We start from the raw sequence: 15865 nt of genomic DNA on the forward strand, positions 1-15865 counted from the left end.
AACTTTTCGGGGTCACTTCAATGACGGGGCTTTTTTTGTGTTGAAGCGAACTCTCACATTGCCTAATCTTGTCTCTATTTGTCGTTCATTAATTGAAGGAAATCCTCACCTTATTATCTAATATAAAGGGAGATTGAGACACATAACGACAGAATGATAGTTGAGGATGTGGACTGAAGATGATGTTAACCGAAAATGAACTTCTTCCGAGACTTGGTGTTTTCAAAAAACTAATCGATGTGCTGCCTGAATTTATATGCTTAAAAAATAGAGACGGCCAGTGGATTGAGGCTAACGAATTTGCGCTTCAAGTATGCGGAGTGGACCGTTGTTCGTATAAGGGGAAATCTCTTAATGAGCAGAATTCCTTGTGTTCGGAAGGGATGATTCAGCGGTCAAGGGAAACGGATAAGAAGGCCTGGGAAACGGGTCATCCAATAAAAATTCAAGAAGAAGTTAAGCAGAAGGACGGCTCGTATATATACCTTGAACTAATCAAACAAGCTACATATGACGAGGAAGGGAACCCGTTGTATTTGTTTGTGACCGGCAGGGACATCACCCAGCATAAGGAAAAAGAAGAGGAGTTAAGTGTCGCGCTTGAGCTTCTGGAATCTGTCCTTGAAGGCACGACTGATGCTATTTTAATTATCGATACAAATAAAAGCCTGATCAGGGTTAATCATTCCTTTGAGAACATGTTCGGTTGGGAGGAGCACGAACTGTTAAACGGAGATATTGATTCTCACATAATCATACCGGACGAGTTTAAAGCGGAATCGAAGAGTATTATGGGACTGCTTGCGGAAGGAAGCACGGTGCCCTCCTTCGAAACTCAGCGAGTCCGGCGTGATGGATTGCGTATTGATGTCTCCATATCATTTTCGGCGATCCGAAATATGCAGGGCCGGGTCATCGGTTTCTGTTTGATATATCGTGATATTACGGCGCATAAAAAGGTGGAACGCGCTCTTCGTGAAAGTGAAGCGAAATACCGTGTGATTGCAGAGCATTCAAAAGACTTAATAGCGGTCGCCAATCCTTCAGGCGAACTGATCTACAGTTCTCCATCCCATGAAGCAATCCTCGGGCTTACCAATAATCTGGAGGAGTTGAACAGAATACTTTTTTCAAGGATTCATCCGGATGACTGGGAATTTCTCCGGGCCGCTTTTATGAAAGCGAGAACGAAGAAAAAACCTTTCACTTTTGAATTTCGCCTCATGCATCAAAATGGAGACTGGCTGGTGATGGAGACGAATGCGGTACCGGTCCTTAACGAATGGAACGAGATTGAAAGCTTCGTTACGATTGCCCGCGATATAACAGCGACAAAGGAAACAGAGGAGTTAATCAGAAAGTCAGAAAAGCTCTCCGTGCTGGGAGAGCTTGCCGCAGGGGTCGCCCACGAAATACGCAATCCTCTTACGTCCCTGATAGGTTTTGCCCAGCTTCTAAAGGAAACGGATGAAGCGATGAAAGACAAATATGTAGGCATCATGCTGACGGAGCTAAATCGGATCAATGATATCGTCGGGGAGCTTATGCTGGTGGCCAAGCCACAGGCTGTCCATTTTGAATACAGCTCATTGGAGGACATGCTTCGGAGTGTCATTCGGCTGCTGGATACACAAGCGATCATAAAAAATATACAGATTAAATTGAAAACGGATAAAGATATTCCTTCCATCTATTGTGTGGAAAACCAGCTGAAACAGCTGTTTATCAACCTGTTGAAAAACTCGATCGAAGCGATGGATCAAGGCGGGGTCATCACACTTATTGTCATGAAGAAAAAAGGAAGTATCACGATCAGGATTGAGGATCAGGGGTCGGGCATCCCTAAAGAAAGAATTGAAAAATTAGGAGAACCCTTTTATACGACGAAGGAAAAAGGGACCGGGCTCGGCTTGATGGTATGTTATAAAATTGTAAAAGAACATTATGGCAGCATCTCCTTTGAGAGTGAGGAGGACAGAGGCACCACCGTTCAAGTTAAATTGCCGATTTATCCTTTTTCAGTCGTTTAGAAACCCGGAGCCGGGACATACTGATTCTAAAAAGGCAGGATGATGAGATGTCCCCCTACCGAATATTTTTCGTATACCGAATGAACGATCTTCGTTATTTGCACGTCCATGGAATGGATATGGTGAATAAGAAGCTGTTTACGGTTCTGCTCTATTCACCAGATGACTCGATTGATCTTACACAGAATACGGAGCATCTGCCAAATGATCTTATAGAAACACTGTCAAAAGAAAAGGAAAACATTGATTCAGGTACCTATGATCTTGCCCATTGGCAGCCTTTGCAGTTTAATCAGGAGCTGAATTCATTAAAAACGAACTAGGCCAGCTCAAACCGGGCTGGCATTTTTTCTGTTGAAATGCTTCTTTTTTCCATACAAAAAGAACCCTTTAATTAAAAAGGGTTTTAAAGCACTATCTTCTTCTTCTTCTTATGAAAAGAACAATGAGGATGATTATGAGCACAAGGATAATTAAGGTTTTCATGAAAAAATCCTTTCTAAAATTAGGGTGTACCTACATAATACCCTGCCCGCTTTCTCCGTAATCTTCTGATTTTAAAATAAAACTTTTCCTGGATTCAATATATTGCGGGGGTCAAATTGTTTTTTGATCATTTTCATTAAAGGGAGGGTGTCGGCGTGCTCCTTCTGCAAATATTTTATCTTTCCAATTCCGATTCCATGCTCGCCTGTGCAGCTTCCGTTTTTAGATAGAGCATACTCAACGATCTTTTCATTGATCCGATTCGCTTTTTCTGTTTCTTCTTCATTGTTCTTATCAAACATCAGAATGGAGTGGAAATTTCCATCTCCAACATGACCAAGAACTCCGCCGTTGAGTCCTTCATTTTCTATTAATTCACGCGCATATACCACAGCATCCGTTAATTCTGATAGAGGCACACATACATCAGTGAGCATCATCTCTCTTCCTGGGAACCCGTGCTTAAACGCATAAGCGAGGTGATGCCTTGCTTCCCAAAGCTTTGACTTTTTGATGGAATCAGTTTCAAAGATCAGATCTTCAGAGCCGTTAGCCGACAGAAGTTCTTCCGCGAAGGCAACATCCTGCTTCATACCTGCTGGATTTCCATGGAATTCCAGGAAAAGCGTAGGTTTTTCAGGATAGGAGGTTTCACTGTGCCGGTTGACCTGTCTGATGGAATACTCATCCACCAGTTCAACTCGTGCTAAAGAGTTTCCGGATGCGAGAAGAGATATGGCACCATCTACTGCAGCTTTAACACTTGGGAACACTGCTCTGCCAGCAACTGTAGCTTCTGGAATGCCGTAGATTTTAAGTGTAAGCTCAGTAAATACACCCAATGTGCCTTCAGAGCCTACAAAGAGGCTTGTCAAATGATATCCTGAAGAGGATTTTGCTGCTAGTCCGCCGGTGCGGATGATTGAACCATCTGCAAGAACAACCTCCAAATCCCGGACCTGCGGGCGCATAATGCCGTAGCGCACACTTGTCGTGCCGCTCGCATTCGTCGCTGCCATCCCGCCTAACGTTGCGTCTGCCCCCGGATCCACAGGAAAAAACAACCCGTATTTTTTTAGAGACTGGTTTAATTGTGTACGGGTAACGCCAGGCTGTACTCTGACAAGAAAGTCCTCTTCGCGTACTTCAAGTATCTTATTCATGTTCTGAAAATTAATCGAGATTCCGCCCTGCAGAGGAATGCAGTGCCCTTCAAGGCTGGATCCTGCACCAAATGGAACGACAGGAATTTGGTGTTTGCTGGCGTATTGTAATATAGAGGAAACTTCAGAAGCTGAGTTGGGAAAAACAACGACCTCCGGCAGAACAGGAGTATGATGGGACTCATCCTTGCTGTGCTGCTGAAGAACCGTCTCATTGCTTGTCGCTCGTTTTTCATCTGTGAGTTTTTTCATTTCCATAAGCAAATTTTCGTGTAGTACAGGCATGTAAAAATCCTCCCTTTGGTGTATGTTCAATAATGTATCTTAAGGGTACTTATAGATGTAGATGCAAAAATCCTTTTTTATTCTGGTAAAATAACAAAAATCAGCCAAGACTATAGGTGAGGTGATGACATTGAAAACCTGGCTGCTCATATTTGGGATGTTGTTTGTATTAGCAGGTTGCGGAACAACGGAAAAGAACGAGGCTGAGAAGGGGGATCCAGTCATGGGAGACGGAAAGAAGCAAGAGCAGAAGAAAGACGAGCCCAAAAGAAACAATGGCGGAGGAATTGTTGCCGGTGCAATTGAGCCCAAGCTGACGGTTCTGGAACAAAAGTCAGGAAGCACTCTTCTGCGCTACGAATTAAAAAACCAGACAGAGCAGGTGAAAACGTTCGAATTCACGAGCGGAAAAAAATTTGACTACATTATAAAAAATAAAGAGGGCAAAAAGGTTTACCAATATTCACAGGACCATATGTTTACTCAGGCCCTGTCCAAAATCACCATAAGACAAGGTGAAACGTACACACAGGATATTTTGGTTAAAAATCTTCCTGCTGGAATGTATACGATCGAAATTTGGCTCACAGCTAAAAGTGAGGATAATGATTATCTTCAAAAACAAACATTTGAAATTAAATAAAGTAAAAGAACCCGTTGATTCCAGCGGGTTTTTGCTTTTTATATGAGAAGATGCACATCATTTGATTTTCGAGAACAAGAAGTGTAAGGTACTAGAAACCAAGGTGTACTTACACACTTTAAATAAGGAAATATAAAATTTTTGTTCAAAAAACTTGAAAGTCAAAGAAGGTCAAAGTATAATATGGTCATAAGGTCAAAGATAGTCAAAGTCAGACTAAGAGAATGACCGATCTTAAGAAGGAGGAAATGCTTTATGCGATGTGAACATTGTAAAGTGAATCCTGCGACTATTCATATGAACGTTTCAATTAATCAACACAAACAACAATTAACACTTTGTACAGATTGCTATCATAAAGTTACTCAATCCATGAACTCTGCGGGAGGTATGAATCCTATGAATCAATTCTCATCTTTTGATGATTTCTTTAAACAAATGATGAACAGCGGAATGAATTCAGGAATTTCCGGCGAACAGCAGTCTCCCAAGACTCAGCAGGGAGGCGGCGGGTTTTTGGATCAATTTGGGCGCAATATCAGTCATGCTGCCAAAGCAGGTTTAATCGACCCTGTCATCGGCAGGGAGGAAGAGATCAGCCGTGTGATTGAGATCTTGAACCGCCGAAACAAAAACAACCCGGTTCTTATCGGAGAACCAGGGGTCGGTAAAACAGCGATTGCAGAAGGCCTTGCATTAAAGATTGCAGATGGATCCGTTCCGGCCAAGCTGCTGTCTAAAGAAGTTTACTTGCTTGATGTGGCATCTCTTGTGGCCGATACAGGGATCCGCGGACAGTTTGAAGAACGAATGAAGCTGCTGATCGCTGAACTTCAAAAACGCAAAAATATTATTCTGTTCATCGATGAGATCCATCAGATCGTCGGTGCCGGTTCTGCAGAAGGGTCTATGGATGCAGGTAATATTCTAAAACCAGCACTGGCACGCGGGGAACTTCAGGTTGTAGGTGCAACGACATTGAAGGAATACCGCAAGATTGAAAAGGATGCTGCACTTGAACGACGCTTCCAGCCTGTGATCGTAAATGAACCTACACCAGAAAAAGCCTATGAGATCTTAAAAGGCCTCGCTCCAAAATATGAGCAGTACCATGAAGTAAGCTTTTCAGATGATGTTCTAAAAGCATGTGTAAATCTTTCTCACCGTTATATTCAGGATCGTTTCCTTCCGGATAAAGCGATCGATCTAATGGATGAGGCAGGTTCAAAAATCAATCTTCTTCACTCAGGAAGTGAAACCTCTTCCATTGAAGAACGTTTAGAAGAGATTTCGAAAGAAAAAGAAAAAGCAGCATTAAGTGAAAACTATGAGCTGGCTGCCAAACTTCGCCAGGAAGAACTTCAGCTTCAAGAAAAACTGAGTGGAAATGAAGCCCAAACGAAAGCTGCGGTTACAATAGAGGATATTCAGCAAATCGTTGAACAAAAAACAGGTATTCCTGTAAGGAAGCTTCAAGCTGACGAGCAGGCAAAAATGAAAGACCTTGCGAAAAATTTATCACAAAAAGTAATCGGCCAAAAAGAAGCAGTTGAAAAAGTAGCGAAGGCCATCCGCAGAAGCCGTGCCGGCCTTAAAGCCAAAAACCGTCCGATCGGATCCTTCCTGTTTGTCGGTCCGACTGGGGTAGGTAAAACAGAGCTTACGAAGTCGCTCGCAGAAGAATTGTTTGGTGATAAAGAAGCCATGATTCGTCTTGATATGAGTGAGTACATGGAAAAACACGCTGTGTCCAAACTGATTGGTTCGCCTCCAGGATATGTCGGCCATGATGAAGCTGGACAGTTGACAGAATTGGTTCGCCGAAAACCATACAGCATCATTCTTCTGGACGAAATTGAGAAAGCTCATCCGGATGTACAGCACATGTTCCTTCAAATCCTTGAGGATGGACGTTTAACGGACAGCCAGGGCCGTACAGTGAGCTTTAAGGATACTGTCATTATTATGACAAGCAATGCCGGGTCCGGCATTAAACAAACGAAAAAATTAGGATTTACGAATGAACTGGCGGAGGTTCAAAAAGAAACCAGTATCCTTGATGCGATCGGTTCCTACTTCAAGCCGGAATTCCTAAATCGCTTTGACAGCATTGTACAATTCCAGTCACTGAAAGAAGAAGACCTTGTCCTCATCGTCGACCTCATGCTAAAAGAATTGAAAGGAAACCTTGTTGAACAAGGCATTACTATCAGCTTTACGGAAGAGGCGAAAAAGAAAATTGCTGAACTTGGTTACCATCCATCCTTCGGTGCACGTCCGCTTCGCAGAGTGATTCAGGAAAAAGTGGAAGATGCTGTGGCAGATGTTCTTCTGGAACAAGAAGAAAGTGCAGAATTACGTGTTGATGTTCGTGAAAATGAATTAGTCGTAGAAAAAAGATAACCAAAAGAATACTAAAAAGAGCCATGCGATGCCGCATGGCTTTTTGTATGGAATATGTGATTACGCTTAATCGTTGTCCTTGGAGCGAATAATGGTCAGAACTAGCATTGAAAAACCAATCATCAACGACATTGCTTCGAATACTGTCATACCATTCCCTCCCCCTCATTAATTCGGGCTAGAACGTTTAAGCAGGATAAGCAGCAACCCCTGTCTTATATATTCCTATTTTATCCCGATTGTTAATTTATAACAAGAATCGTTAAGACTATTTCAAATCTTTTCCAATGGTTCGATGGTACTAAGTTACCAAGCAAAAACAAGGATAGAACCCTTATTTTTTAATATAAAGGCGAAGACATGCCATTTTTACTACGTTATTATCCCGAACATATGATGCTGCTTTTTGTATGGAATTCGAGTGAATATGCAGCGGGTTTTCTGTCTCACCGTTTGCTACAATAATTGGGGAGGGCGATCTTATGAAAAGATACAAGCTTGATGTGGTGGATGTAATTGAATTAAAAGAGCATTATATTGGAGAGACAAAAGAAGTTGTGGTGGATACTGTCATATTGAACGAAGATGGAAGTGAATTTTATCGGGGAATGACCGCCGTAAGGTTTAACAGGCATGGTATATTCCCGCAGGTTGATACGTTAAAGGGCATCTTTGAAGATAAAAACAGTGTCATGGACTTTGCCAGTTATTTAAAACGTTATATTAAACAGCAAGTCCGTTATTTGTAGAATAGGAGCACATCGATGAACTATGTATGGTATGCGAGCTACGGCTCCAACATGAACCAAGCCAGATTAAGCTGTTATATAGAGGGAAACCAGGCAGAAGGCAGTATGGAACCCGAAAAGGGATGCCGCAATTGTGATCCTCCTCGAGCAGACAAGCCCGTTAATATACAGTATCCGCTTTATTTTTCAAAGCAGGAAAGCAAGTGGGGAAAAGGGGGAGTCGCGTTTATCGGGCATCGTGAGGACGAGCACGAAAAAACAGCAGGAAGAATGTATTTGATTTCTGACGAACAATTTCTGGATGTGGCTTCACAGGAAAACGGAATCGAGGGTTTAGCAATCGATTTTGAACGAATAAAGGAATCCCGCTTTCTTCCGTTAACTGAGGGTTGGTATGGAACGATCGTCTATCTTGGGGATTCCGACGGCTATCCGATCTTTACCTTCACTTCCAACCATGACATGGGCGAGGAAGAGTTTGTGGCACCCTCCTTCGCTTATCTTAAGACGATCGCTAAAGGACTGGAGACTCTTGGGATGGACCGGCAAGCGGTTGTAGAATACTTGCTTACCAAAAACGGAATTAAAGGCTTCATGACAAAGGATCAGCTGACCAAAGGGTTAGCGTAAAGGTCTTAGTCTTATTGGTACGGCTGGAGCTGAACAGGCGATACTGAAGGAAAAATAGGCAACAAGTCGCAAGTCTCTGGATGCTTACCAATCCCCTGGAAAGGTGAGATAATTAAAATCCCCTATACATATGAGGCACCTTTTAAAGGTGCCTCTATTTTTTTGGTTTCATAATCATTCAGGAGAGAAGCTCTGCAATGGATACATACGTATTCCAAAGTGCATGCACAACCATGCCGGGAACAAGGGATTTTGTAAAATAGAACAATGTGGAAAACACGAAACCCATGATACCGGCAGCCAGAGGATAGCCGATATGCAAAGAGCCGAATACCGCAGAGGAAATGATGAGGCCGGCAATAAAATGGTACCTCTCATGAAAAAAGCGGAACAAAAACCCCCTGAAGACCATTTCTTCAGTAAACGGCGCCGCAATACAAGCGCAGAAGATCACAAGAATGATGCCTGCGATTCCTATCCCGCTTGTAAAAAGGCTGTCATTTCCTTTTGAACCGGGGTTCTCGAGATGAAGCACATCAAAAATTATATATTGTTCTGCCTGGCAAATGACCAGAGCACCCGCCATCATCAAATAGGTGCTCTTCTTTTTCAGAACACCGAAAGCTAGTTTTTGAAATATAAATTGGCGGGTCTGTTTAAAGATCAGAATGACGGTTGTGAAGGTTAACGCATCAATTAGCAAAAAAACAGGGCTGTTCTCAAATCCAGCCATTGAGAAATCAAAAATGATCGCCGAGAGAGCATAGAACATGCCGATCAGCAGAGAAAACAAGATGATAAATCCGAGGTAAGCCCCGAAAAAACCGAAAAATCCTCCCCATGTGACCGGGTAGTTACGGTTCTTCCTTACTGGCGGCTCATATATTTCTTTTGTATACTCCAAATGTTCCCCCATTCTCTCCTCCTCGTTGCTTTATAATCATATGTAAATCATTTATTTCAATTACACCAAAAAAAGGGTGCAAAAGGAAGTGAGACGATTGGCGAAAAAAATTGTCGTTTCGTTCAGCGGCGGCAAAGACTCCATGCTGGCTCTGCATAAGCTGCTGGAATCCAACGAATATGAAGTCGACTCTTTACTTACAACCATCAATGAGGACCATAGAAGGACCAGTATCCATGGCATTCGTGAGGAAATTCTTGATGCACAGGCAAAATCTTTAGGCTTTCGCGTCCGCAAAGTAAAGATTCCAACGGTTTGCACGAATGAGATCTATGAGGAACGGATGCGGGAAGAAATGGACAAGCTGAGCGAAGCCGGTATTCGGCACGTGATGTTCGGAGACATTTTTCTCGCGGATATCAGGGAATACCGGGAATCCAAATTAAAGCAAGCCGGAATCGGAGGAGTTTTTCCTTTGTGGGGGAGAAAATCAGCGGAGCTGATTGATGAATTTCTCTCGCTTGGATACCGTACGGTCATTACAACGCTTGATCAGACAAAGCTGGATAAAGATTTTCTTGGCCGGGAAATCAACCGTGATTGGATTGCGGATATCCCAGAAAACGTAGATCCATGCGGAGAAAATGGCGAATTCCATACAATGGTGGTCAACGGACCATTATTCAGCCGTGAGATCGCTGTTGAACAGGAAAATCATACGGTTACAGAAGGGAATTTTATTTACCGTGATTTTAAGCTTTCAGAATAATATCAAAAGGCATTGGTCCTCGTCGGGACAATGCCTTTTAATTTTCTTTGTATGGAGCTTTCAATGCTTTGATCATCTGCCGCGCAATCCGTTCGTGGCCTTTTTCATTTGGATGGATGGTATCATAGATCCACTCCTTCCTGTTTTCGGGCTTAAGCACCTCACTGCTCGGAATCACAACAGAGGGTTTATAGTTTGATGTGGTTTCATAGGCAATCAGATTCCAGTCATTCAGCAATTTTTTAGTTGCAGGATAAAAGGATTCTTCAGAGTCCACTGCATTATACAATTCGTTGTATACGAGGATTGCATGAGGATTCTCTTTTCGGATCAATGAGAATATATCAATTAAATTTTTCTCATAAGTGGATTTCACATTTTGGTAATCCTGAAGCGCTTTGACAGGCCCTTCCTTTAATGCAAGCTTTACGAGGTCGTTGCCCCCGATATTGATCGTAATGATGTCTGCGGACTTCACCCGGTCAGACATGCCTGGAGATGAAAGATAGGCGAGCAGGTCACTGCTCGTCGCTCCAGATATCCCTTGGTTATCGAGCTGCACTTTATTAGATGTTAAAGCACTCATTTCATTGTTGGCCATTTTTATAAAACCGCCTTGATTTGAACCGCGGCCTTGAATGACCGAATCTCCCAGAGCCAGGTGATGAAGCTCTTTTCCACTCAGATGTTTTAAATGCTGAATATAGGATACATCTTCCTGATGTGGTTTATTCCCTGAGGATTCGGTCGTTGCCGCATTTTGGGCTTTCAGACGATCAATCTTATACTGGGGATAGTAATACCAGCCTCCAGCTGTTATTGCACCGATTGCAAAAAGGATGAGCATCAGCCATATCCATTTTTTCATACGGCTCCTCCTTTCAAAGTAACCATTTTAAACCATCCTTGCTTCTTCTTTCAAATATATTTACTTCTAATGGACATATGAGATCTCTATGAAAAAATAGAATTTACAGGAGAAGGAAAAAAACAGAGAGGAAAGAAGCCATAAAGAAAGAGGGGAAAAGCTGAAAGAACAAAACGGCCCAGCAACTGGAAGGAATTCAAAAGCGCTTACGTATTTTCATACGCTGGCCCAGAACTTCGTCTTTGCTTCAAAGGATGGGACGATTGCCTACCGTGCCAACGGCTTGATACCGATCTGCAATGAAAAATATGCGTCCGTGCCAGTCCCTGGATGGGAAAAGAAATACGAATGGAAAGGTTATATTCCATGGGATGAACTGCCGACTGTTGTGAACCCGAAAGAAGGTTTCATTGCTACGGCCAATAATAAGATAATCGGTGATGACAACCCGTACCATATAACGGACTCATGGGCCCAGCCCTATCGTGAGCAGCGGATAAAGGATGTTCTCTCTTCCAAAGAGAAGCTGTCCGTAAAAGATATGCAGAAACTGCAATTCGACAGAAAAACCTTCAGGCGGAAGAAATGCTCCCGATTCTGCTTCCTCGACTGGAATCATCAGGATCATAAAAATCTGGGCGCACCATTGCTTTTTAACTTATGGATACAGGTGTTCAGTGCTGTTCTATTTGAGAAAAAGATTGATGAAATAATGATGCCTTTGTTTGACGGTAAGGCTCAAATCGTGGATGAACTGATCAGACATGCGGCCGAGGGCAATGAAGGTCCTTGGATAAAAGAAGCGGGCGGACTGGACAACGCCGCGACGAAGGAATCCAGCTTTAATAATGGTGAAAAACTTGTTTTGAAGCCGAGTAAATAAAAAATAAGCCTCGCCCATATGGGTGAGGCTTATTTCTGATGGAATTGTTTATGGATCGAGCCTGCGGTATTTCGCTTCAAATAGCAGGTACGCACCATAGGCGACGAGCCCGAGAGCCACAACAGATAGGAGAACCGGACCAAACGGCTGTTTTACAAGTTCAGCCAAAGCACCGTCCAGCCCCTTTGTTTCATCAGGATCTGCCTGAATGGCGGTTCTGATTAGAAAGATGCCGACGATGGCGAACACGACACCATGTGCAAAAAGCCCGAACTTACCAATATAACGCGCACTCTTCCATTCTTTTTGGTTCATCTCATGACGCTTCAGCCTGTTTTTGAATTTTTCCGTATAGGCCTTGTAGAAGTTAAAAACCCCTATTCCGATAAATACAGCTCCAATAACGGCAATGATCGTTTGTCCGAAGGGCTGTGCGAGTGCTTTTGCGGATAAGGATTGGTATTTTTCACTTGATGTGTTAACACTCGCCCTGAAGATGATTTTAATCGCATTAAAGCAGAGACTGAAATAAATGGCAGCGATGATGAGGTAACTCATTCGAGCGAACCATCCTTTGGCGTCTTTTCCTTTATGTTCAGGGTCAAATACGGCCATGATGACTTGCCAAAATGCATAGCCTGCAAGGCCGGCAGCCAGTACAGCGAGCATGGCGGAGCCGAACGGCTGCTTGGCGATGGTGTAGAGGGCACCAGAGGAAGTGGTTAATTTTCCTTGAAGACCGAATGCTGCCATCACCGCAAGTATTCCGATAACAATATAAACGGCCCCTTTGGAGAAATGGCCGAAACGGGCCATCCCGACGATCCAGGGAGCGGCCTCTTCCTTATATTCTTCTGCTTTTCTTTCGGCATGTGCTTTGTGCTGTGATAAATCTTTTTCCATAAAGGAGCCCCTTTCAAAGGTTTCTATGTCCTTTATACCCATTTTTGCGGATAGTCGAAACGGCAGACTGCTGTCCATACCCATTTTCCACATTTTGCATAAGATGCAGGGTAGTGGTGTTATCAGGGTAAAGAGGAGGTTAACTTTTGAAGGAACAATATTACGGTCTGTGCTGTCAGCATATGGGGCAAGATGTTGAAATTACTACCCATGACGGGAGTGTCTACAGAGGCTCCATCCAAAGAGTTGATACAGAAAATGTCTACCTGCTGCCATACCATGATGATGGGACAGGAAGGTTCTTTCCGGTCGTTGGTGCAGCCTTGGTAGGACTTGGACTCGGAACTATTGCAGGATTCGCTCTTGCGCCCCGTCCGTTCGCATACGGTTATGGATACGGATACGGCGGAGTTTCACCTTTCCCAGGCGGATATGGTGGTTTTCCGGGCGGTTTCGGCGGTTTTCCAGGCGGTTATGGAGGATTTCCAGGAGGCGGATTTGGAGGCTTTTAAGTGATAAAGTTGAAAGCTCATGGCGAGGGGCTGCCGTGAGTTTTTCTGTTTATGGGCGAAAAAGAATAAATGGTGTCAGGATTGTACAGACTTGACATTACGGCTGAAAAATTGTACTATTTTTCCCATAATCAAATGATGTAAAGCTATGACAGACCAATAGTATCTGAGGTGCTTTTGTGAGAAGCGAACCGGGGATGGTGGAAGCCCGGGGCAAAAGTTCAGAGAAACGGCAGTCTCGAGCGATTAATTGACCAAAGCGGATGCTTATTTAAGCATCAATTAGGGTGGAACCGCGTGAGTATAAGCTCTCGTCCCTGGGCAAGGAAACTTGTCTATGGATGAGGGCTTTTTTGGTTGATTTCATACGCATTTACTAAAAAAGGAGAGATGGTCATGAGTGTGACAATGGAACAGATCGTCAACATGGCAAAACAGCGCGGATTTATTTTTCCGGGCTCAGAAATTTATGGGGGATTATCCAACACGTGGGATTACGGTCCGCTCGGCGTTGAGCTGAAGAATAACGTGAAAAAAGCTTGGTGGAAAAAATTTGTACAGGAATCCCCTTACAATGTAGGGTTGGATGCAGCGATTCTCATGAACCCTCAAACGTGGGTAGCATCCGGACATATCGGAAACTTCAATGATCCAATGATCGACTGTAAGCAATGTAAAGCGAGACACCGTGCCGATAAATTAATCGAAGATGCGCTTGCCGAAAAAGGGATCGAGAAAATTGTTGACGGGCTCTCTTTCGATGAAATGGAAAAGTTGATTGAAGAGCACAACATCGCATGTCCAGAGTGTGAGGCGCACGACTTTACAACGATCCGCCAGTTTAACCTGATGTTCAAAACATTCCAGGGTGTAACGGAATCCAGCACGAACGAAATCTATCTTCGTCCAGAAACAGCACAGGGGATCTTTGTAAACTTTAAAAACGTGCAGCGTACGATGAGGAAGAAATTGCCGTTCGGTATCGCTCAGGTCGGTAAAAGCTTCCGTAATGAGATTACACCGGGCAACTTTACGTTCCGTACCCGTGAATTCGAACAGATGGAGCTTGAGTTCTTCTGCAAGCCGGGTGAAGAATTAAAATGGTTTGATTTCTGGAAACAATATGCCCACGATTTCTTATTAAACCTTGGAATGAAGCAGGATAAGCTCCGTCTTCGCGACCATGAATCCGAAGAGCTTTCCCACTACAGCAACGCAACGACAGATTTTGAGTATCAATTCCCGTTCGGCTGGGGAGAGCTGTGGGGGATCGCGTCCCGTACCGACTTTGACCTTAAGCGTCACAGCGAGCATTCTGGTGAGGACTTTAACTATATCGACCAAGAGACGAATGACCGCTATATCCCCTATTGCATCGAGCCTTCACTCGGCGCAGACCGAGTAACGCTTGCGTTCTTGATCGACGCGTTTGAAGAGGAAGAGCTCGAGGGCGGAGATACGAGGGCGGTTCTCCACTTGCATCCGGCTCTTGCGCCGTTTAAAGCAGCAGTGCTTCCTTTATCGAAAAAGCTTTCAGAAGAAGCAAGAGAAGTTTTTTCCGGCCTTGCGAGCGACTTCATGGTAGATTATGATGAAACAGGATCGATCGGAAAACGCTACCGCAGACAGGATGAGATCGGAACCCCTTTCTGTATTACGTATGATTTTGATTCCAAAGATGATCAGCAGGTAACGGTTCGTGACCGCGACACGATGGAACAGGTCCGCATGCCGGTATCCGCGCTTCGTTCGTTCCTTGAATCCAAAATCAGATTTTAATGTTTTACATTTCTAATCTGAATGGTAAGATGTAGATAAAATGAATAACTAGCAACACTGGGGGAGCCTGGCCGGCTGAGACTGAACAATCTGTTCTAAACCCTTTGAACCTGATCTGGATGATGCCAGCGTAGGGAAGTGGACTATGCACTATGCTAAATATAGTGCTGAAGATTAGATAAACAGATAATCAGCCACTCTTTTCTGCGAAAGGGGTGGCTTTTTTGTATGGGAAAAGGAGGGTGCAAGGTGGAAAGATTCGAGTTCCATGTCATTACGAATGGAAGGAAGCAGCCTGAAGAAATCATTTCGGCCGCATCAATCCTGGCTCCTTATATGACATGTATCCATATCAGAGAAAAACAGCGGAATGCCGGTGAGATTTTTAATCTGGCGGAGGGATTGAAGGGAGCAGGATTAAGGAGGGAGCAGATCTGCGTCAATGACCGTGTGGATGTAGCCGTTGCTGCGGAAGCAGGAGCTGTTCATTTAAAGGGAACCAGCCTTGAACCAGATCTCGTAAGTAAGCATTTCAGCAGCCTTAGAATTGGAAAATCCGTTCATTCCAGGGAGGAAGCCATGCGTGCAGAGGATAAAGGCGTCCACTATTTATTTTATGGGCATGTTTTTCATTCAGAAAGCAAAAGGGGAAGTGAACCCCGCGGTCTTGAATTACTGCGTGAGACCGCAGATGCGGTTTCCATTCCCGTTGTTGCCATCGGAGGAGTAACGCCTAGTAATACCAGTTTGCTCCTGCAGGCGGGAGCCAAAGGAATCGCCGTCATGTCCGGGATCTGGACGGCGGAGAATCTCGATTTAGAAGCGAGAAGCTATTCAGAAGCTTTACAAAAGGAGTGA

At 43.8% G+C, this 15865-nt stretch carries 16 protein-coding genes and 1 riboswitch; of the genes, 11 read left to right on the forward strand and 5 right to left on the reverse strand.

From position 1 onward, the window contains the following. Positions 1-179: 179 nt before the first annotated feature. Both ABHN01_RS06770 and ABHN01_RS06775 read left to right on the forward strand, forming a co-directional pair. Complete coding sequence (locus tag ABHN01_RS06770; protein WP_429874907.1) at positions 180-2030, forward strand: PAS domain S-box protein; 1851 nt, start codon at positions 180-182, stop codon at positions 2028-2030. A gap of 47 nt (positions 2031-2077) precedes the next feature. Beyond that, a complete protein-coding gene (locus ABHN01_RS06775) occupies positions 2078-2353 on the forward strand; it encodes a hypothetical protein (protein ID WP_429874908.1) in 276 nt (91 codons plus the stop codon). A 234-nt stretch (positions 2354-2587) separates the two neighbouring features. On the opposite strand, the gene ABHN01_RS06780 is transcribed toward ABHN01_RS06775, so the two are convergent. Then, positions 2588-3964 (reverse strand): FAD-binding oxidoreductase, encoded by a 1377-nt coding sequence (locus tag ABHN01_RS06780; RefSeq protein ID WP_429874909.1) that lies wholly within the window; start codon positions 3962-3964, stop codon positions 2588-2590. Between the two features lie 124 nt (positions 3965-4088). On the opposite strand from ABHN01_RS06780, the gene ABHN01_RS06785 reads away from it, so the two are divergent. After that, positions 4089-4607, forward strand: a complete 519-nt coding sequence (locus ABHN01_RS06785; protein ID WP_429874910.1) for a BsuPI-related putative proteinase inhibitor — start codon at positions 4089-4091, stop codon at positions 4605-4607. A gap of 255 nt (positions 4608-4862) precedes the next feature. Continuing rightward, entirely contained in the window at positions 4863-7010 is a 2148-nt protein-coding gene (locus tag ABHN01_RS06790; RefSeq protein ID WP_429874911.1) for an AAA family ATPase, read from the forward strand. Positions 7011-7076: 66 nt separating this feature from the next. Here ABHN01_RS06790 and ABHN01_RS06795 read toward each other — a convergent pair whose 3' ends face one another. After that, positions 7077-7160 (reverse strand): putative holin-like toxin, encoded by an 84-nt coding sequence (locus tag ABHN01_RS06795; RefSeq protein WP_353051312.1) that lies wholly within the window; start codon positions 7158-7160, stop codon positions 7077-7079. Positions 7161-7492: 332 nt separating this feature from the next. Between ABHN01_RS06795 and ABHN01_RS06800 the strand changes: the two genes are divergently transcribed. Both ABHN01_RS06800 and ABHN01_RS06805 read left to right on the forward strand, forming a co-directional pair. Further along, positions 7493-7759 (forward strand): hypothetical protein, encoded by a 267-nt coding sequence (locus ABHN01_RS06800; protein ID WP_429874912.1) that lies wholly within the window; start codon positions 7493-7495, stop codon positions 7757-7759. A 15-nt stretch (positions 7760-7774) separates the two neighbouring features. After that, positions 7775-8389 carry a hypothetical protein gene (locus ABHN01_RS06805; RefSeq protein ID WP_429874913.1) on the forward strand — a complete coding sequence of 205 codons (615 nt, stop codon included), beginning with the start codon at positions 7775-7777 and terminating at the stop codon, positions 8387-8389. 178 nt (positions 8390-8567) lie between these two features. On the opposite strand, the gene ABHN01_RS06810 is transcribed toward ABHN01_RS06805, so the two are convergent. Further along, entirely contained in the window at positions 8568-9305 is a 738-nt protein-coding gene (locus ABHN01_RS06810) for a CPBP family intramembrane glutamic endopeptidase (RefSeq protein ID WP_429874914.1), read from the reverse strand. 85 nt (positions 9306-9390) lie between these two features. Here ABHN01_RS06810 and ABHN01_RS06815 point away from each other — a divergent pair, with 85 nt between their 5' ends. Continuing rightward, the gene (locus ABHN01_RS06815; RefSeq protein WP_429874915.1) at positions 9391-10062 is read left to right on the forward strand and encodes a diphthine--ammonia ligase; all 672 of its coding nucleotides are present in this window, start codon (positions 9391-9393) and stop codon (positions 10060-10062) included. Positions 10063-10099: 37 nt separating this feature from the next. Here the strand turns inward: ABHN01_RS06815 and ABHN01_RS06820 are convergent, their stop codons facing one another. Then, positions 10100-10930 carry a GDSL-type esterase/lipase family protein gene (locus ABHN01_RS06820; protein WP_429874916.1) on the reverse strand — a complete coding sequence of 277 codons (831 nt, stop codon included), beginning with the start codon at positions 10928-10930 and terminating at the stop codon, positions 10100-10102. 223 nt (positions 10931-11153) lie between these two features. On the opposite strand from ABHN01_RS06820, the gene ABHN01_RS06825 reads away from it, so the two are divergent. Continuing rightward, positions 11154-11813, forward strand: coding sequence for a penicillin acylase family protein (locus ABHN01_RS06825; protein ID WP_429874950.1), 660 nt, complete (start codon positions 11154-11156; stop codon positions 11811-11813). A gap of 48 nt (positions 11814-11861) precedes the next feature. Here the strand turns inward: ABHN01_RS06825 and ABHN01_RS06830 are convergent, their stop codons facing one another. After that, a complete protein-coding gene (locus ABHN01_RS06830; RefSeq protein WP_429874917.1) occupies positions 11862-12716 on the reverse strand; it encodes a DUF1206 domain-containing protein in 855 nt (284 codons plus the stop codon). Positions 12717-12862: 146 nt separating this feature from the next. Between ABHN01_RS06830 and ABHN01_RS06835 the strand changes: the two genes are divergently transcribed. From ABHN01_RS06835 to ABHN01_RS06845, 3 genes are all read left to right on the forward strand, one after another. Beyond that, positions 12863-13228 (forward strand): hypothetical protein, encoded by a 366-nt coding sequence (locus tag ABHN01_RS06835; RefSeq protein WP_290401715.1) that lies wholly within the window; start codon positions 12863-12865, stop codon positions 13226-13228. Between the two features lie 396 nt (positions 13229-13624). After that, positions 13625-15007: a glycine--tRNA ligase gene (locus ABHN01_RS06840; protein ID WP_429874918.1), complete on the forward strand. Its 1383-nt coding sequence runs from the start codon at positions 13625-13627 to the stop codon at positions 15005-15007. 49 nt (positions 15008-15056) lie between these two features. After that, positions 15057-15161, forward strand: a riboswitch (TPP riboswitch). Positions 15162-15256: 95 nt separating this feature from the next. Continuing rightward, positions 15257-15865, forward strand: a complete 609-nt coding sequence (locus ABHN01_RS06845) for a thiamine phosphate synthase (protein ID WP_429874919.1) — start codon at positions 15257-15259, stop codon at positions 15863-15865.

The organism is Fictibacillus sp. NRS-1165 (assembly GCF_050468105.1).
Lineage (GTDB): Bacteria > Bacillota > Bacilli > Bacillales > Fictibacillaceae > Fictibacillus_C > Fictibacillus_C terrinigri.